General features: G+C 56.5%; 13 protein-coding genes. 10 read left to right on the forward strand and 3 right to left on the reverse strand.

Annotated elements, in window-relative coordinates; translation table 11 throughout:
• Nucleotides 1-63 precede the first annotated feature (63 nt).
• The 6 genes from NR114_RS15560 to dppF all read left to right on the forward strand — a co-directional run bounded on the left by NR114_RS15560 (nucleotide 64) and on the right by dppF (nucleotide 8,050).
• On the forward strand, nucleotides 64-1,755 hold the full coding sequence (locus NR114_RS15560; RefSeq protein ID WP_256814281.1) for a glycosyl hydrolase family 18 protein: 1,692 nt from the start codon (nucleotides 64-66) through the stop codon (nucleotides 1,753-1,755).
• A gap of 601 nt (nucleotides 1,756-2,356) precedes the next feature.
• Nucleotides 2,357-3,964, forward strand: a complete 1,608-nt coding sequence (gene dppA / locus NR114_RS15565) for a dipeptide ABC transporter periplasmic-binding protein DppA (RefSeq protein WP_122080540.1) — start codon at nucleotides 2,357-2,359, stop codon at nucleotides 3,962-3,964.
• A gap of 170 nt (nucleotides 3,965-4,134) precedes the next feature.
• The gene (dppB, locus tag NR114_RS15570; protein ID WP_020824728.1) at nucleotides 4,135-5,154 is read left to right on the forward strand and encodes a dipeptide ABC transporter permease DppB; all 1,020 of its coding nucleotides are present in this window, start codon (nucleotides 4,135-4,137) and stop codon (nucleotides 5,152-5,154) included.
• Nucleotides 5,155-5,165: 11 nt separating this feature from the next.
• Nucleotides 5,166-6,068: a dipeptide ABC transporter permease DppC gene (gene dppC / locus NR114_RS15575; protein ID WP_041414095.1), complete on the forward strand. Its 903-nt coding sequence runs from the start codon at nucleotides 5,166-5,168 to the stop codon at nucleotides 6,066-6,068.
• Between the two features lie 15 nt (nucleotides 6,069-6,083).
• A complete protein-coding gene (gene dppD, locus NR114_RS15580) occupies nucleotides 6,084-7,064 on the forward strand; it encodes a dipeptide ABC transporter ATP-binding protein (protein ID WP_020824730.1) in 981 nt (326 codons plus the stop codon).
• Nucleotides 7,061-8,050, forward strand: a complete 990-nt coding sequence (gene dppF / locus NR114_RS15585; RefSeq protein ID WP_020824731.1) for a dipeptide ABC transporter ATP-binding subunit DppF — start codon at nucleotides 7,061-7,063, stop codon at nucleotides 8,048-8,050. Before dppD ends, dppF begins: the two co-directional genes overlap by 4 nt.
• A 484-nt stretch (nucleotides 8,051-8,534) precedes the next feature.
• Here dppF and bcsG read toward each other — a convergent pair whose 3' ends face one another.
• The 3 genes from bcsG to bcsE are packed head-to-tail and all read right to left on the reverse strand — an operon-like array spanning nucleotide 8,535 to nucleotide 11,942.
• A complete protein-coding gene (gene bcsG, locus NR114_RS15590; protein ID WP_256814282.1) occupies nucleotides 8,535-10,187 on the reverse strand; it encodes a cellulose biosynthesis protein BcsG in 1,653 nt (550 codons plus the stop codon).
• A complete protein-coding gene (gene bcsF / locus NR114_RS15595; protein ID WP_020824733.1) occupies nucleotides 10,184-10,387 on the reverse strand; it encodes a cellulose biosynthesis protein BcsF in 204 nt (67 codons plus the stop codon). Before bcsF ends, bcsG begins: the two co-directional genes overlap by 4 nt.
• Nucleotides 10,374-11,942, reverse strand: coding sequence for a cellulose biosynthesis protein BcsE (gene bcsE, locus NR114_RS15600; RefSeq protein WP_256814284.1), 1,569 nt, complete (start codon nucleotides 11,940-11,942; stop codon nucleotides 10,374-10,376). The genes bcsF and bcsE overlap by 14 nt, the downstream gene beginning before the upstream one ends.
• Nucleotides 11,943-12,143: 201 nt before the next feature.
• On the opposite strand from bcsE, the gene bcsR reads away from it, so the two are divergent.
• Genes bcsR through bcsB form a run of 4 tightly spaced genes read left to right on the forward strand, consistent with a single transcriptional unit; the run spans nucleotide 12,144 to nucleotide 18,035 of the window.
• A complete protein-coding gene (gene bcsR / locus NR114_RS15605) occupies nucleotides 12,144-12,335 on the forward strand; it encodes a cellulose biosynthesis protein BcsR (protein ID WP_046374762.1) in 192 nt (63 codons plus the stop codon).
• 3 nt (nucleotides 12,336-12,338) lie between these two features.
• Complete coding sequence (gene bcsQ / locus NR114_RS15610) at nucleotides 12,339-13,076, forward strand: cellulose biosynthesis protein BcsQ (protein ID WP_234529276.1); 738 nt, start codon at nucleotides 12,339-12,341, stop codon at nucleotides 13,074-13,076.
• The gene (bcsA, locus tag NR114_RS15615) at nucleotides 13,073-15,676 is read left to right on the forward strand and encodes a UDP-forming cellulose synthase catalytic subunit (RefSeq protein WP_174573598.1); all 2,604 of its coding nucleotides are present in this window, start codon (nucleotides 13,073-13,075) and stop codon (nucleotides 15,674-15,676) included. Before bcsQ ends, bcsA begins: the two co-directional genes overlap by 4 nt.
• Before the next feature lie 55 nt (nucleotides 15,677-15,731).
• Nucleotides 15,732-18,035, forward strand: coding sequence for a cellulose biosynthesis cyclic di-GMP-binding regulatory protein BcsB (gene bcsB / locus NR114_RS15620; RefSeq protein WP_020824738.1), 2,304 nt, complete (start codon nucleotides 15,732-15,734; stop codon nucleotides 18,033-18,035).
• The last annotated feature ends 1 nt before the right edge of the window (nucleotide 18,036 follow it).

The raw sequence follows: 18,036 nt of genomic DNA on the forward strand, positions 1-18,036 counted from the left end.
CCGACAATGGGTGGCCATGATTAATTATTTTATGTTTATCCTCTCGGAATAAAGGAATCAGTTATGCGCAAATTTAATAAACCGCTGTTGGCGTTGCTGATCGGCAGCACGCTGTGCTCTGCGGCGCAGGCCGCTGCACCGGGCAAACCTACGTTGGCCTGGGGCAATACCAAATTCGCCATTGTCGAAGTCGATCAAGCGGCGACGGCTTATAATAATCTGGTGAAAGTAAAAAGTGCCGCCGACGTTTCTGTTTCATGGAATTTATGGAATGGCGATACCGGTACCACGGCGAAAGTATTATTAAATGGCAAAGAAGTTTGGAGTGGTGCCTCAACCGGTGGTTCGGGAACCGCAAACTTTAAGGTGAATAAAGGCGGCCGTTATCAAATGCAGGTGGCGTTATGCAACGCCGACGGTTGTACCGCCAGCGATGCAACCGAAATTGTGGTGGCAGATACCGACGGTAGCCATTTGGCACCTTTAAAAGAACCTTTGTTGGAAAAGAATAAGCCTTATAAACAAGACTCCGGCAAAGTGGTCGGCTCTTATTTCGTTGAATGGGGCGTTTACGGCCGTAATTTCACCGTCGATAAACTTCCGGCTCAGAACCTGACGCACCTGCTGTACGGCTTTATTCCTATCTGTGGCGGTGACGGCATCAACGACAGCCTGAAAGAGATCGAAGGCAGCTTCCAGGCGTTACAGCGTTCCTGTCAGGGGCGTGAAGATTTTAAGGTATCGATCCACGATCCGTTCGCTGCGCTGCAGAAAGGTCAGAAGGGCGTGACCGCCTGGGACGACCCCTACAAAGGCAACTTCGGCCAGTTGATGGCGTTGAAACAGGCGCGCCCGGACCTGAAAATCCTGCCGTCGATCGGTGGCTGGACGTTGTCCGATCCGTTCTTCTTTATGGGCGATAAGGTGAAGCGCGATCGCTTCGTCGGCTCGGTGAAGGAGTTCCTGCAAACCTGGAAGTTCTTTGATGGCGTAGATATCGACTGGGAATTCCCGGGCGGGCAGGGTGCTAACCCGAAACTGGGCAGTGCGCAGGATGGGGCAACCTATGTGCAGCTGATGAAAGAGCTGCGCGCCATGCTGGATCAGCTTTCGGCGGAAACGGGCCGTAAGTATGAACTGACCTCTGCGATCAGCGCCGGCAAGGATAAAATCGATAAGGTGGATTACAACACCGCACAAAACTCGATGGATCACATTTTCCTGATGAGTTACGACTTCTATGGGGCATTCGATCTGAAAAATCTGGGCCACCAGACTGCGCTGAAAGCGCCGGCCTGGAAACCGGATACGGCGTATACCACGGTGAATGGCGTTAATGCACTGCTCACGCAGGGCGTGAAGCCGGGCAAAATCGTGGTGGGCACCGCCATGTACGGTCGCGGTTGGACCGGGGTGAACGGTTACCAGAACAACATTCCGTTTACCGGCACCGCCACTGGCCCGGTGAAAGGCACCTGGGAAAATGGCATCGTGGATTACCGCCAGATCGCCAATGAGTTTATGAGCGGCGAATGGCAGTACAGCTACGATGCTACCGCTGAAGCACCCTATGTCTTCAAACCTTCCACTGGCGATCTGATCACCTTCGACGATGCGCGCTCGGTGCAGGCGAAGGGCAAATATGTGCTGGATAAGCAGCTGGGCGGGTTGTTCTCATGGGAAATTGACGCCGACAACGGCGAAATTCTGAATAACATGAACAGCAGCCTGGGCAACAGCGTCGGTACGCCTTAAATCGGTTGTAGTACGTTGCCGGGGGATATCTTTTCGCCCCCGGCTTTTTACAGACGAAAGTTTTTTAACGGCGCATAGATTGTGGTGTCGTCTCGATCAAAAAGGGCTTCAGTGCCTCACTCTTTCGGGTAGGGGATCAGCATTTCATCCTGTATTTAACGCAGATCACAAAAATAACCGTTCAGATATTCATCATTCAGCAACAAACTTTTTTAGTTTTTTATCGGAGTTAAACACCAGTAACTTTCTTCAGTGCAGGCTAACGAACTAAAAATGACCGTGTAGCATAATTTTTAATGCTGCAACTGTTAAAGAAAGGTTTTTTTTATGTTTGTTTGCTGTTTCTCACAGTCTGTGTAAATCCCTACTGGTTATATTGACGACACCCCAAACAGTTGGCAATTTGGTAGCCTCAGGGGTAAGAGCGAGAGTTGTTTGAGTGAATTCCACGCGCTCAGACGCCCCCACCGGGACGCGTTCCACCCGGCTCTCTCGCGCAATTATCCCTCCCAGCCTTCGGGCACACTGCACAGGCCGCGCAATAAAAAATACAGGCTCTGGCGGTAAAACACACATCACATCACATAATGGAGCACTAGCGATGACAAGTTCCTTGGGAAAAACAGGGATTCTGAAATTCGGTATTGGGCTGATTGCGTTGACCGTTGCGGCCAGCGTGCAAGCCAAGACTCTGGTTTACTGTTCTGAAGGTTCCCCGGAAGGGTTCAACCCGCAGTTGTTTACCTCGGGTACCACTTATGACGCCAGCTCGGTGCCGATTTACAACCGTCTGGTCGAATTCAAAATCGGCACCACCGAACTGCAGCCGGGCCTGGCTGAAAAATGGGACGTTAGCGAAGACGGCAAAGTCTACACCTTCCACCTGCGTAAAGGCGTGAAGTGGCAGAGCAGCAAAGATTTCAAACCGACCCGTGACTTCAACGCCGACGACGTGGTGTTCTCCTTCGAACGCCAGCTGGACGCGAATAATGCCTATCACAAAGTCTCCGGCGGCAGCTATGAGTACTTTGAAGGCATGGACATGCCGAAACTGATCGCCAAAATCGAGAAGGTGGACGATTCCACTGTCCGTTTCGTGCTGAACCGTCCGGAAGCCCCGTTTGTGGCTGACCTGGGTATGGACTTCGCATCCATTCTGTCTGCCGAATACGCCGACGCGATGATGAAAGCCGGTACTCCGGAAAAAGTTGACCTGAACCCAATCGGTACCGGTCCGTTCCAACTGCTGCAATACCAGAAAGACTCCAAAATCCTTTATAAGGCATTCGACGGTTTCTGGGGCACCAAGCCGAAGATCGACCGTTTAGTGTTCTCTATCACGCCAGACGCTTCAGTGCGTTACGCCAAGCTGCAGAAAAACGAATGTCAGGTGATGCCGTTCCCGAACCCGGCTGACATCGCCCGCATGAAGCAGGACAAAACCATCAACCTGATGGAACAACCGGGGCTGAACGTTGGCTACCTGTCGTTCAACGTTGAGAAAAAACCGCTGGATAACCTGAAGGTGCGTCAGGCGTTGACCCTGGCGGTCAACAAGCAGGCGATCATCGACGCGGTGTACCAGGGCGCAGGCCAGGCGGCTAAAAACCTGATCCCGCCAACCATGTGGGGCTATAACGACGCGGTGAAGGATTACACCTACGATCCGGTCAAGGCCAAAGAGCTGCTGAAAGAAGCGGGCATGGCAGACGGCTTCGCCATCGATCTGTGGGCTATGCCGGTACAGCGTCCGTACAACCCGAACGCGCGCCGCATGGCGGAAATGATCCAGTCTGACTGGGCGAAAATCGGCGTGAAAGCCAAAATCGTGACCTATGAGTGGGGTGAGTACCTCAAGCGCGCCAAAGCGGGCGAGCATCAGACGGTGATGATGGGCTGGACTGGCGACAACGGGGATCCGGACAACTTCTTCGCCACGCTGTTTAGCTGTGCGGCGGCGAAAGATGGTTCCAACTACTCTCGTTGGTGCTACAAGCCGTTTGAAGATCTGATCCAACCGGCACGCGCTGAATCGAACCACGACAAACGCATCGAACTGTACAAGCAGGCTCAGGTAGTGATGCACGATCAGGCTCCGGCACTGATTGTCGCCCACTCCACCGTTTACGAGCCAGTGCGTAAAGAAGTGAAGGGCTATGTTGTGGATCCGCTTGGTAAGCATCACTTTGAGAATGTCTCTCTAGATTAATTCTGGCCGTTAAGCCGGCGACACACGAATGGACTTGGCAGGGGCGCAACAGGTTGCGCTTCTGCTGACCAGTCTCCGGCGTATGGCATCAGGATTGTTCAAAGTGTGTGAGCTTTAATAAGCCTGGCGGACGATGAGCTGCCGGGCACTTTATACAGAGAGTTCGGGATATGTTGCAGTTCATACTCCGACGTTTGGGGTTAGTTATCCCAACGTTTATCGGCATAACTTTGCTGACTTTTGCATTCGTCCATATGATCCCCGGTGACCCGGTGACCATCATGGCCGGGGAACGCGGGATCTCCGCAGAACGCCATGCGCAGTTGATGGCGGAAATGGGGCTGGATAAACCGCTCTATCAACAATATTTCTCTTACGTATCCAACGTGTTGCAGGGTGATTTGGGTACGTCCCTCAAAAGCCGCATCTCCGTTTGGGATGAGTTTGTTCCACGCTTCAAGGCCACGCTGGAATTAGGGTTCTGCGCGATGATTTTTGCCGTGCTGGTGGGTATCCCGGTCGGGGTGCTGGCGGCAGTCAGGCGAGGCTCAATATTCGATCATACCGCGGTGGGCATCTCGCTGACCGGCTACTCGATGCCGATTTTCTGGTGGGGCATGATGCTGATCATGCTGGTCTCGGTGCAGCTAAACCTGACGCCGGTATCGGGGCGGGTCAGCGACACGGTGTTCCTCGACGATACCTTGCCGTTAACCGGCTTTATGCTGATTGATACCCTGATTTGGGGCGAACCGGGCGACTTCGCTGATGCCGTGATGCATATGATCCTGCCGGCTATCGTACTCGGCACAATTCCGCTGGCGGTGATCGTGCGTATGACGCGCTCCTCAATGCTGGAAGTGTTGGGCGAAGATTACATCCGTACCGCGCGCGCCAAAGGCGTGAGCCGCATGCGGGTGATCGTGGTGCATGCTTTGCGCAATGCCTTGCTGCCGGTGGTAACGGTGATTGGCCTGCAGGTCGGCACCATGCTGGCCGGTGCCATCCTGACCGAAACCATCTTCTCCTGGCCGGGCCTGGGGCGCTGGCTGATGGATGCGTTGCAGCGTCGCGACTATCCGGTTGTTCAGGGCGGCGTATTGCTGGTCGCCTGTATGATTATTCTGGTTAACCTGCTGGTAGACGTGCTCTACGGCGTGGTCAACCCGCGTATTCGCCACAAGAAATAAGGGGCGCTCTAATGTCTCAAGTCACTGAGTCTGTAGTTAAAGGTGCGCCGAAGCCCATGACCCCGTTTCAGGAGTTCTGGCACTATTTCAAGCGCAATAAAGGGGCCGTTGTCGGCCTGGTTTATATCATTGTGATGTTCGTTATCGCCATCGGTGCCGGGGTGCTGGCACCGCATGCGCCAGCGGATCAGTTCCGCGACGCGCTGCTCAAACCGCCGGTCTGGCAGGAAGGCGGCAGCTGGCAATATATCCTCGGTACTGACGATGTGGGCCGTGATGTACTGTCGCGCCTGATGTACGGCGCGCGGCTGTCGCTGTTGGTCGGCTGTCTGGTGGTGGTGCTTTCGCTGATCATGGGCGTGGTGCTGGGCCTGCTGGCCGGCTATTTCGGCGGCGTGGTAGATGCAATCATCATGCGTATCGTCGACATCATGTTGGCGTTGCCGAGCCTGCTGTTAGCATTGGTGCTGGTGGCTATCTTCGGCCCCTCCATCGTCAACGCTTCGCTGGCGTTAACCTTCGTCGCCTTACCGCACTACGTGCGACTTACGCGCGCGGCGGTCTTGGTGGAAGTGAACCGCGACTACGTCACCGCTTCACGCGTGGCCGGTGCCGGTGCGCTGCGCCAAATGTTTATCAACATCTTGCCAAACTGCCTGGCGCCGCTGATCGTCCAGGCCTCTCTTGGCTTCTCGAACGCCATTCTGGATATGGCCGCTCTCGGCTTCCTGGGCATGGGTGCGCAACCGCCAACGCCGGAGTGGGGCACCATGCTCTCCGACGTACTGCAGTTCGCTCAAAGCGCCTGGTGGGTCGTGACCTTCCCCGGCGTGGCGATTCTGCTGACGGTGCTTGCATTTAACCTGATGGGGGACGGTTTGCGTGACGCTCTCGACCCCAAACTCAAGCAGTAACAGAGGATGAGAGAGATGGCGTTATTAAATGTAGACAAGCTTTCGGTGCACTTCGGTGACGAAGGCACTCCCTTCCGCGCGGTAGACCGCATCAGTTACAGCGTGGAGCAGGGCCAGGTGGTGGGCATTGTCGGCGAATCCGGCTCCGGCAAGTCCGTCAGCTCGCTGGCGATTATGGGGCTGATCGACTTCCCCGGTAAGGTGATGGCCGAAAAACTGGAGTTTAACGGCCAGGATCTGCGCAAAATTTCCGAAAAAGAGCGTCGCCAACTGGTGGGCTCGGAAGTGGCGATGATTTTCCAGGATCCGATGACCAGCCTTAACCCGTGCTACACCGTCGGCTTCCAGATCATGGAAGCGTTGAAGGTGCACCAGGGCGGCAACCGCCGCACTCGTCGTCAACGGGCTGTTGATTTGCTGACCCAGGTAGGTATCCCCGACCCGGCTTCGCGTCTCGACGTTTATCCGCACCAGCTTTCGGGTGGGATGAGCCAGCGCGTGATGATCGCCATGGCGATTGCCTGCCGACCAAAGCTGCTGATTGCCGATGAACCGACCACCGCGCTCGACGTGACCATTCAGGCGCAAATCATCGAACTGCTGCTGGAACTGCAGCAGCGTGAAAATATGGCCCTGTTGCTGATCACTCACGATCTGGCGCTGGTGTCTGAGGCGGCGCATCACATCATCGTGATGTATGCCGGGCAGGTGGTGGAGTCCGGTAAGGCATCGGAAATCTTCCGCGCACCGCGTCATCCTTATACTCAGGCGCTGCTGCGCGCGTTGCCGGAATTCGCCGCCGATAAAGCGCGCCTGGCTTCGCTGCCTGGCGTGGTACCGGGCAAATATGACCGCCCAAGCGGCTGTTTGCTCAATCCACGCTGCCCGTACGCCAATGAGCGTTGCCGTACTGAAGAGCCGGAACTGCGCAGCATTCCCGGCCGTCAGGTTAAATGTCACACACCGCTGGATGATGCGGGGAGGCCGACCGTATGAGCCAGAACCAACCCTTATTGCAGGCGATTGACCTGAAGAAACACTACCCGGTCAAGAAGGGGCTATTTGCCCCGGAGCGGCTGGTCAAAGCGCTGGATGGCGTTTCCTTTACGCTTGAGCGTGGCAAAACGCTGGCGGTGGTGGGCGAATCCGGCTGTGGTAAATCGACGCTGGGTCGCCTGCTGACGATGATTGAAGTTCCGACCGGTGGCGAGTTGTACTATCAGGGGCAGGATTTGCTGAAGCCGGATGTCACGGCTGAGAAGCTGCGACGCCAGAAGATCCAGATCGTGTTCCAGAATCCTTATGGATCGCTCAACCCACGCAAGAAGGTCGGGCAGATCCTTGAGGAGCCGTTGCAGATCAATACCGCGTTAAGCAGCGCAGAACGTCGTGAGAAAGCGCTGGAGATGATGGCCAAGGTCGGATTGAAAACCGAGCATTACGATCGTTATCCCCATATGTTCTCCGGCGGGCAGCGGCAGCGTATCGCTATTGCACGCGGGTTGATGCTTAACCCGGACGTAGTGATTGCCGATGAGCCGGTTTCCGCGCTGGACGTGTCCGTGCGGGCGCAGGTGTTGAACCTGATGATGGATTTGCAGCAGGATCTGGGGCTGTCTTACGTGTTTATCTCCCATGATTTGTCGGTGGTGGAGCACATTGCCGACGAAGTGATGGTGATGTATCTCGGCCGCTGCGTGGAGAAGGGCAGTAAAGACGCCATCTTCAACAACCCGCGTCATCCGTATACCCAGGCGTTGCTGTCCGCGACACCGCGCCTGAATCCGGATATGCGTCGCGAGCGCATCAAGCTGACCGGCGAACTGCCCAGCCCGATGAACCCACCGCCAGGTTGTGCATTCAATGCTCGCTGCCGCCGTGCTTTCGGGCCTTGTACCCAATTGCAACCCCAGTTAAAGCAATACGGCGAGCAGATGGTGGCCTGCTTTGCGGTCGATCAGGATGAAAATTCTGCGGCATAACTTTGTTATCCATGACAATTAACTAAAAATGCCGGTTTTTACGCCGGCATTTTTTTGCTTTTAATTATGATCGTATTAATTAGTTTATTGAGTGGATTTTTTATTTGTATTAATGGCGCTTATTTTTCTTAGCGAAATCCTGACGAAATAAGCTGAATTAGGAATCTTCGCAAACCACTGATAATTAATCTATTGGCTTTTTCTATCCGGATTATTACGCCGATTGGAATGGAATGCCCAAAGCCAATGTTAAGGATTAAGGTTCCGCCGCAGATTGATGGCTGCAAAAAAAAGCACGCCTGAAGGCGTGCCCAGATGGCTGATAAAGTCCTTTGCAATTAAAAGTTCTGATTTAGGGACTAATAAAAACAAAGGATTATGTTTTCTGATTTACCCCAAACATCCGAAAACCACGTTTTTTCGGGTGTTTGTCATCAGACTAAGCACGCCTGAAGGCGTGCCCCTGAGTCATCAGGTAATGCAATTACTGGGGATAAGGTACCCAATCGCCGCCGTTTAGCCGGATGTAAGGCTTGCCCTGGTATTGCATCACGATGGCGTTGTCATTCTCGGAAATGACCGCCGTCTGCGGCAGGTTCTGCGTCAGTGCCTGCCAGTCTACGCTCGGTGCGGTGAAGGCCTTGCCGTCTACCAAACGAGAAACCAGCTCGGAAAGCGCCAGGTAGCTGCTTGGCGTTTTGACCTGCAGCGGGCTGCCCTGATGCGGCGCTTTCATACCAACCAGTTTGATACCTACCGGCGTATGGGTAATGTTCGGACTTGGGATATCGCGCAGGCCGGACATCTGCATTTTGTCTCCCACCAGTGCCGCGCCGTGTTCCGGCACGATCACCACCATCACCTTGCGGCCAGACTTCTCCAATTGATCCAGGAAGGTGTTCAACTGGTCGAACAATTTCTGCGCCCGGGGTTGATAGTCCGCGCTCTTGTTCGAACCGACGAAACGGTTACCGTCATGCAATGGAATGATATTGAAGAAGGTGGCGCTGCGGGTCTCACCGGCTTTCTGCTGCTGATCCAGCCAGCGGGTGAGCAGTTCCAAATCGTTGTATATCGGTTCGCCATCGAACGAGGCCAGCTCATTGCCGATCCCGGCCTGAGACATCAGCGGTGCCTGCATATCACCCTGTTCGCGCAGCTCTTTCAGGAAGTTGCCGAACACGCCGGAGTGATCCAGCATCAGCTGCTCTTTGAAGCCCAGCTTGGCAAGATTATCAAACAGATAGCATTGCTGATTGACCGGCTGATACAAATCGTGATGCGAAGGCTGACCACAGCTGGCGCGTAACAACCTGATTGCCGCCGGGCCGCTGTAGGCGGTGGCCGAATTGAAGTTGTCGAACATAATGTCCATCTTCGACCACAGCGGATGGTTTTCCAGTTTTACCGCGTCCATGTCGGCCCAGGCCAACGAACAGATATTGATCACCAGCAGGTCAAACGGCTGAGCATCGGCAGGCAGGCTGGCCGGGAAGGCGGTTGCGCGGGTTTTTTCCTTGTCGTAGAACTGATTCAGATAGGCCGTCAGGTTGGCGCTGGTTGGTGGCGCACTGTCCGCCGGTGCGCTGTCGCCCCCGGTGGCCGGCGGCGTCGTTGCCGGGGTGCTACTGGTAGAAGCGTTGGTACTGGCCGGTAACAGGGAGACGGCCGGCCCGGCAATGTTGACCAGGTTCAACCACACCAGTGCGGCAACGGTGAATACGGTAACCCGTACCCATTGAGCCAGGAACAGGTAGGCAATCAGCATCACGAAGGCCGCGCCGATCATCTGCCAATTGATAAAGCGATTTATCAGCTCCAGCAGATATTGGGCGCTAAAGCCGGTCAATTGCGAACCCTGGCTCATGATGCTGTTGATGCCGGGCAACCAGGTGTCGTGATAGAACAACGCAATCCCAATCGGGATCGCCACGTAATGACGCCAGCGGTGCAGACGCATCGCAGGTATCGGCATTAACAGAAATGCCATGAACACCAGGTTGGGCAAGGCGTGGAAGTTCAGGTAACCGAACCACAGCAGGGCAAATTTGGCCAGGAAGTAGTAGTTCCAGCCACCCAGCCCACGCCAGTAGCGCCACAGGGAGTTGTCGGATTGCGGGGTGTTTGTTGGCTTCATGGCTGTTTCTTACGCTTAATCTGAGATGAAGAACCTTCGCGCACCCATAATCCGATGGATTTTAAATAGCGCGGTGATAACAACAGGTTTTGCCAGTACTGACGCCAGTGCGGGAAACGCCGGTGAAAGGCGTAACCCAGCGGGATGAAAATAATGGCGCACAGAATAATCAGTTGCACAATGTCGTTAAGATTCAACATGCTTATTCTCCTGCGCACCGGTAGTCAGCGTGAAAGCCACCGGTTGACGGCGCTCCTGCGGGCGGTCTGCCTCGGCGGCGGCCTGGCGCGGTGTGGCCTGTGCGGTCGTTGCAGGCAACGGAATATTGGCGTTGTGCGCCAGCCGTTTAATTTCAGAAATAATATCTACGTCCTGGTGCCACACCACCCGGTTACTGAAGGCTTCATCTACCGGCAGACGAAAAATAAACTTCAGAGCGGTATCCAAATCGTTAATCCGGCAGGTGGAGAGAAACAGGACCAGTCGGCCTTGCACCACGGTCATTACGTCGCCGAAGCGCCGTAGAAAGCAAAGGGTCATCGCCTGTTCGGCGCGCAACCCGGGCACCGGGCGCAGCGCTACCATCACACCTTTACCGTCTTCCGGCAGCAGCGTGTTGCCCATCAGCGAAATCACCGCCTGACTAAAATCGTCCGGCCGCATATAACCTTTCAGTTGCAGCGGACGCAGCCCGGCCAGCAGGGCATCAATATCTGCCGGAACGTGGCGTGAGAAGCGCTGCCCCTGAATACCCTCAAGCATGGTCAAAAAGCGCGATAACGGTGCCACGTGCGGCACAATCAGATTGGCGCCGCAGGCCAACAGCAAGCGTTCGTCACTGTAACGCAGGCTGGCGCTCATCTCGCGTACCACGATTTTCAGTCCGTTGCCGCGCTGACGGCGCAGGCTGTGGATTTGATGTGCCAGCGCATCAATTTCATCACTTTGGTACAGGGCGAAGATCAACGTAGCCGAAAGCGTCAACATGCCGTGCTGCGCCAGTTGCGCATTGGTTTGCAGCAGTTGCCAGTTGGCCGATAGCGGCGGCGCGCCTTCAAGAATGCTCTGCTGGGCCAGGTAGCGCCCTTCATCGCTGCGGATGGAGGTCGGAGAAGGTTTATTGCTGTCGTCGTCACCCTGCCAGCCGTGTTCACCGGCATACAGCGTCAGTAATTGGTTGGCGTTGATGCCGTTTTCGGTGCTCCACCAGTTAACCAGATACTGTGCACTGTCCTGCTGCCACTGCAGGCTGGCCAGCCCGTTAAGGATGCGGTGTTGAGTGCTGAGTTGCCCTTTGAGTTTATTCACGCCGCCGCCGTGGCTGAGGATCAGCAGCGTGCAGCCTTGTCGGCGCAGCCAGGCGCCGGTGGCGCGGGTCCAGTCACCCAACTCTTCGCGGGTGAAGGTCTGCCATAAGCTAGCATGGGCCAACAGAATCAATAGGCGATTTTGCGGTTTTAGGGCGCGCATCAGGTCGTCGCTAAAGTGCATCAGCGCCGCTTTTTTCTCGGGTAGCTGGTACAGCGGGATTTTTTTCAATGCGGGGGAGACAAGTTCCGCCAGCAACCCGTCAGGTTTTTCTCCGCTGCATATCAACGCGACCTGGCTGGTTGCAGCCTGGGCAGCCAAGGTTTGCTGGCAGAGCAGGTTGGCATCGGTTTGACGGTCGACATTCACCCAATACAGCCCCGGGGCTTGCATGACAGACAGCTCTTCCCAAATCTGCCGAACACCTAATGAGAAAGATTGCGCCATAGGATATTTTTCTACTTTCGTTGAAAGTGTCGTCGCGGCCAACTGAGTATAGCTATTCGGCCATCCTGTCATTGGGAACAATAATAAAAAAATTAAAACCAGCCATGTACTAATATTTGTTGAGAATCATCTTATTGGCCATGTCTTTTTTTTAGCGTTGCTATAGTAATTAACATTAGCCTATTTTTTTGAGGCGGCAGAATGAATGATCAATTAACGCGCTTTCACGCAGTGGTGCCATCGGAAACTCAGGACGATTTGCTGGCGCTTAGTCAGGCATTTTCGCTGCCAAAATTAAGCTATGTCGATATCGCACGTCAGGAGCGGTTAACGCAAATGATGGCCAACTGGCCGCTGCTGGCCGAATTAGCGCAGACCACGGGGAGCCGTTAGTTTATGCCAGTGATTGCTCTGCAGGGGTTGCGAGGCGGGATGGGGGCGACGTCGGTCACCGCGGCGCTCGCGTGGGCATTACAGCAACTGGGCGAGTCGGTATTGGCGATTGATTTTGCGCCGGATAACCTACTGCGTCTGCATTTTAATATGCCATTCGAGCTGGCGCGGGGTTGGGCCCGGGCCGAGCAAGACGGCGGCGATTGGCAACAGGGCGCGATGCGCTATTGTGAAAACCTCGACTTTCTCCCCTTTGGCCAGCTCACCCTGGCGGAACGGTTGAATGTACAGCAATCTTGTCGGCAGCAGCCCGCCCGCTGGCAGGACAATCTGGCGCAGCTAAACGCCGCGGCGCAGTACAACTGGATCCTGTTGGATCTGCCGGCGGATGATGAAGCACTGGCTCAGCAGGCGCTGGCGGTGGCAGATTGCGTCTTTACCCTGATTGCTCCGGACGCAAACTGCCAGGTGCGGCTGCATCAGCAAGCGCTGCCGCAAGGCTGCCGTTTCCTGATTAACCACTATTTCGCCGCCAGCCGACTCCAGCAGGATTTACACCAACTGTGGCTGCAAACGCTGGGGGGATTGTTGCCGGTGGTTATCCACCGCGATGAGGCGATGGCCGAAGCCCTGGCGGTGAAACAGCCTTTGGGGGAATATCGGCCGGAAAGCCTGGCTGCGGATGAAGTGCTGACGCTGGCTAACTGGTGTCTGATTAACCTGAAGGGGACGCCGACATGAGCCGGGTGATGAACCTGCTGCTGGTGCCGCCGGTCCATCAGGCGGTGCAGACGCGTTACCGTAACTACCGACGGCATGGTTCGTCGGCGTTTACCGCCTTTTTCACCACGCTGCTGGTGGCACTGGGCTGGATTTTCCTGCGTTTCGAATCCCCCGGCTGGCAACGGTTGCGGGCTGCGCGCAGCTATTGGTTCCCCCATCTATCCTCCGGCCGTCCGCGGCCGGCGGACGCGCTGCGCTATCTGGTGCAAGGGTTGTGGCTGCTGGTGTTCCGCACCGATCGTGCACCTGTAACCCATCATCGTTTCGCCGGCTGGCGGCGGTTGCAATTGCGCTACGCCCAGTGGCTGCAAACCCTGCCACAGCGGCTGGAAAATGCCGGGCTGGAGCAGCGTTCGGTTGAGCGCCTTGGCCGGATGAGCCAGCGCATGCGCCGTCTGCTGTTTATCATTGTCGGCGTATTGGCGGCAATCCTCGCCATACTCTGTATTTCTCAACCGTTCGATCTGCCGGCGCAGTTTGTGTTTGTGGTGCTGCTGTGGGCCATTGCCATGGTGGTGCGCCGGGTACCAGGCCGTCTGCCGGGACTGATGCTGATCGTGCTGTCGCTGACCGTTTCCTGCCGCTACCTGTGGTGGCGCTATACCGCCACCTTGAACTGGGACGATCCGCTCAGCCTGACCTGCGGCCTGCTGCTGCTGATAGCGGAAACCTATGCCTGGGTGGTGCTGGTGTTGGGGTATTTCCAGACCGTCTGGCCGCTGAATCGCCAGCCGGTGCCGATGCCTGCCGACAGCGCAACCTGGCCGACGATCGATTTGCTGGTGCCGACCTACAACGAAGATCTGGGGGTGGTGAAGCCGACCATCTACGCCGCGCTGGGCATCGACTGGCCGAAAGAGAAGGTCAGTATTTACATCCTCGATGACGGTAACCGGCCAGAATTCAAAGCGTTCGCCGAAGAGGTGGGGGTTAAGTATATCGCCCGGCCGACTCATGAGCATGCCAAGGCCGGTAACATCAACAACGCGCTGAAACAGGCCACCGGCGAGTTTGTCGCGATTTTTGACTGTGACCACGTACCCACGCGCTCGTTCCTGCAACTGACCATGGGTTGGTTCTTCAAAGACAAAAAGCTGGCGATGCTGCAGACCCCGCATCACTTCTTCTCGCCGGATCCTTTTGAGCGCAACCTGGGGCGTTTTCGTCAGACGCCGAACGAAGGAACGCTGTTCTATGGCCTGGTGCAGGACGGCAACGACATGTGGGACGCGACCTTCTTCTGCGGTTCCTGCGCCATTCTGCGTCGCAGTGCGCTGGATGAAATCGGCGGTATCGCGGTGGAAACCGTCACCGAAGATGCCCATACCTCCTTGCGTTTGCATCGCCGTGGACACACCTCGGCGTATATCCGTATCCCCCAGGCCGCCGGGCTGGCGACCGAGAGCCTGTCGGCGCACATTGGCCAGCGTATTCGCTGGGCACGCGGCATGGTGCAAATCTTCCGGCTGGATAACCCGCTGTTAGGCAAGGGGCTGAAGTTGGCGCAGCGGTTATGTTATGCCAACGCCATGCTGCACTTCTTGTCCGGTATTCCGCGGCTGATCTTCCTGACCGCGCCCTTGGCTTTCCTGTTGCTGCATGCCTACATCATTTTCGCCCCGGCGCTGGCGATCGCGCTGTATGTGTTGCCGCATATGATCCACGCCAGTCTGACCAACTCGCGTATTCAGGGGAAATACCGGCACTCTTTCTGGAGTGAGATCTACGAAACGGTATTGGCCTGGTATATCGCCCGGCCAACGACGGTGGCGCTGTTCAATCCGCACAAGGGCAAATTCAACGTCACCGCCAAAGGCGGGCTGGTGGAAGAAGAGCACGTCGACTGGGTGATCACCCGGCCCTATATGTTCCTGGTGATCCTGAATCTGGCCGGGCTGTTCTTCGGCGTTTGGCGGCTGGGTTACGGCCCGACCGATGAAGTCATGACGGTGATCATCAGCCTGGTGTGGGTGCTGTACAACATGACCATTCTCGGTGGGGCGGTGGCGGTAGCGGTAGAGGCCAAACAGGTGCGTCAGGCGCACCGGGTAGAGATCGCGATGCCGGCCGCAATCGCTCGTGCCGACGGCCATCTGTTCCCTTGTACGCTGCGTGATTATTCCGATGGAGGGGTGGGCATTGAGATGCGCGTAGCGGATGCGCTGAAAGATGGCGACAAGGTGTCGCTGCTGCTCAAACGCGGGCAGCAGGAATACAGCTTTCCGTGTGTGGTGACCCGAGCGTTCGGCAGCAAGGTGGGGATCCGTATGGTTTCCATGACCACCCGCGAACACATTGATTTTATTCAATGCACCTTTGCCCGCGCCGATACCTGGGCGTTGTGGCAGGACGGGTTCCCTGAAGATAAACCGATCGAAAGCCTGCGCGACGTTCTGGCGCTGGGCTTCCGGGGTTACGTACGTATGGCGGATTATGCACCGCCGATGGTGCGCCGCCTGCTGGTCGGGTTCACGACGCTGATTGCGTGGGTAGTGTCATTTATCCCACACGGCGTTGGCAGAGCCCCGGCCTTCAGCCAAAAAGAGACAGTGGTATAGGCAAACCGCCCGCTCACTCGCCTGGCCCCCAGGCTATAACATTGATGATGATACGATGACGAGAAAAATAACCTGGTTTACCGCCCTGGCCTTAGGCATCAGCACCTTGTCTCAGGCTGAAACCGCCACCGCGCCGACCGGACAGCCGCCGGTGACGATACCCGCCGATGCGTCGGTCACCACCCCTATGGGATCGGCCGCGCCGGTGGATCCGAATGCGCCGGTTCGTGATGTGCAGTTGCCGTTCGCCACTATTGCTCCGCCGCCGGGGACCTTTACCCTGCGCGGTACGCGGCCGGATGGCCAGGTTGAATTCGGCGTGCGCAGCGATGAGGTGGTGTCGCAGGCGATGCTTGATCTGGAGTTTACGCCGTCACCGTCGCTGATCCCGGTGGAATCGCACGTCAAGGTGTACCTTAATGATGAGCTGATGGGGGTGACGACCCTTGCCAAAGAGCAGCTCGGTAAACCAAATCGCATCCAAATGGCGATAGATCCTCGCTATATCACCGATTTTAACCGCGTACGGCTGGTGTTCGTCGGCCATTACCAAAACATTTGCGAAAACCCGGCCAGCACGACCTTGTGGTTGGAAGTCAGTAAATCCAGCTCGTTGAACCTGCGCTTCCAGACCTTGCCGGTGAAGAACGAACTGTCGCATTTCCCGGAGCCGTTTTTCGACAGCCGCGACAACCGCCCACTGATCTTGCCGATGGTGTTTGCCGGCCAGCCGGATATCACTCAGCAGCGCGCGGCAGGCATTTTGGCTTCGTGGTTCGGCAGCAAAGCACAGTGGCGCGGTCAGTCGTTCCCGACGCTATACAACAAGCTGCCGGAACAGCACGCCATCGTCTTCGCCACCAACAAGCAGCGTCCGGATTTCCTGCGGGATTATCCGGCGGTCAACGGGCCGACGGTGGAGATGATAAGCCATCCGGATAACCCGTACATCAAACTGCTGCTGGTGCAGGGGCGCGATGACAACGATTTGATCACCGCGGTGAAAGGTATCGCGCAGGGCAATATTCTGTTCCGTGGCCAAAACGTCACGGTGGACAAGGTCGAACAGCTGGCTCCGCGTCAGCCCTATGATGCGCCTAACTGGGTGCGCACCGATCGGCCGATGACCTTCGCCGAGCTGCAGCAGTACGCTGAGCAATTGCAAACCAGTGGTATCGAGCCGGGCCCTATTTCGTTGACCATGAATTTGCCGCCGGACCTGTTCCTGATCCGCAGTACCGGCATCGATATGCACCTGAAATACCGCTATACCGCCCCGCGCATTCAGGACGGTTCGCGGCTGAGCGTCAGCCTGAACAACCAGTTCGTGCAGGCTTACTCGCTGGTGCCCGAGCATGAGCAGGGGGCCCAGTTGCTGCGCTTGCCACTGACCCAGGGGCTGATCGACTCGGACAAGAACGTCAATATTCCGGCGCTGCGTCTGGGGGCGACCAACCAACTGCGTTTCGACTTTGACTACACCACGCTGTTGGCCAGCGGCGCGGAAGGTCGTTGCGAAACCTATTCCTTTACCGCTAACCATGCGGTGATCGACGGCGCATCGACCATTGATTTCTCCGGTTACCGTCACTTTATGGCGATGCCGGACCTGCGGGCCTTTGCCAATGCCGGTTTCCCTTTCAGCCGCCTGGCCGATTTGTCGCAAACGCTGGTGCTGGTGAACAAGCAGCCGCAACCGGCGCAGGTCAGCGCTTTGCTGAACGCGATGGGCATCATTGGCGCGCAAACCGGTTACCCGGCGTTGGCGATGACGCTGAGTGACGACTGGTCGCAGGCCAAGGATCGGGATGCTGATATTTTGATGATCGGCACTATTCCCCCGGAGCTGAAGGACGATAAAAAGATCAGCCTGCTGGTGGATGCCACCCAGAGCTGGGTCAAACAACCGACCCGGCAGTTGCCGCTGCCGACCATGGACGTGCTGGCAGAAGACACCAAGCCGGACAGCAAAACCACCATCAGTTCTGAAGGGGCGATGGCCGCAATTATCGGCGTGCAGTCGCCGTTTAACGCTCAGCGCAGCATTGTGGCATTGCTGGCCGACAGCGCGCGGGGCTACGACCTGTTGAACACGGCGCAGCTGGACAGCGGCAAGCGTGCCGCGGTGTTTGGCTCGGTTGCGGTGATCCGTGAATCAGGCGTGAACAGTCTGCGAGTGGGCGATGTTTATTATGTTGGCCATCTGCCATGGTGGGAGCGTATCTGGCACGCGCTGTCGACCCATCCGGTGTGGCTGGCGGTGATCGCCGTGGTGGTCGTGGTGGTGCTGGCGCTGATGTTATGGCGTGGCCTGAAGGCCTTCAGCCGCCGTCGCCTGTCACCTGAAGACCGGGACTGAT

It is taken from the genome of Serratia sp. Ser99, from assembly GCF_024519545.1.
In the GTDB taxonomy this organism is placed as follows: domain Bacteria; phylum Pseudomonadota; class Gammaproteobacteria; order Enterobacterales; family Enterobacteriaceae; genus Serratia; species Serratia liquefaciens.

What these genes read in the sequence shown, in the direction of transcription:
- bcsQ (WP_234529276.1), top strand. Translation starts at nt 12,339, where the DNA reads ATGCCAGTGATTGCTCTGCAGGGGTTGCGAGGCGGGATGGGGGCGACG.
- dppF (WP_020824731.1), top strand. Translation starts at nt 7,061, where the DNA reads ATGAGCCAGAACCAACCCTTATTGCAGGCGATTGACCTGAAGAAACAC.
- bcsA (WP_174573598.1), top strand. Translation starts at nt 13,073, where the DNA reads ATGAGCCGGGTGATGAACCTGCTGCTGGTGCCGCCGGTCCATCAGGCG.
- bcsF (WP_020824733.1), bottom strand. Translation starts at nt 10,387, where the DNA reads ATGTTGAATCTTAACGACATTGTGCAACTGATTATTCTGTGCGCCATT.
- dppC (WP_041414095.1), top strand. Translation starts at nt 5,166, where the DNA reads ATGTCTCAAGTCACTGAGTCTGTAGTTAAAGGTGCGCCGAAGCCCATG.
- bcsR (WP_046374762.1), top strand. Translation starts at nt 12,144, where the DNA reads ATGAATGATCAATTAACGCGCTTTCACGCAGTGGTGCCATCGGAAACT.
- bcsB (WP_020824738.1), top strand. Translation starts at nt 15,732, where the DNA reads ATGACGAGAAAAATAACCTGGTTTACCGCCCTGGCCTTAGGCATCAGC.
- NR114_RS15560 (WP_256814281.1), top strand. Translation starts at nt 64, where the DNA reads ATGCGCAAATTTAATAAACCGCTGTTGGCGTTGCTGATCGGCAGCACG.
- bcsE (WP_256814284.1), bottom strand. Translation starts at nt 11,942, where the DNA reads ATGGCGCAATCTTTCTCATTAGGTGTTCGGCAGATTTGGGAAGAGCTG.
- dppB (WP_020824728.1), top strand. Translation starts at nt 4,135, where the DNA reads ATGTTGCAGTTCATACTCCGACGTTTGGGGTTAGTTATCCCAACGTTT.
- dppA (WP_122080540.1), top strand. Translation starts at nt 2,357, where the DNA reads ATGACAAGTTCCTTGGGAAAAACAGGGATTCTGAAATTCGGTATTGGG.
- dppD (WP_020824730.1), top strand. Translation starts at nt 6,084, where the DNA reads ATGGCGTTATTAAATGTAGACAAGCTTTCGGTGCACTTCGGTGACGAA.
- bcsG (WP_256814282.1), bottom strand. Translation starts at nt 10,187, where the DNA reads ATGAAGCCAACAAACACCCCGCAATCCGACAACTCCCTGTGGCGCTAC.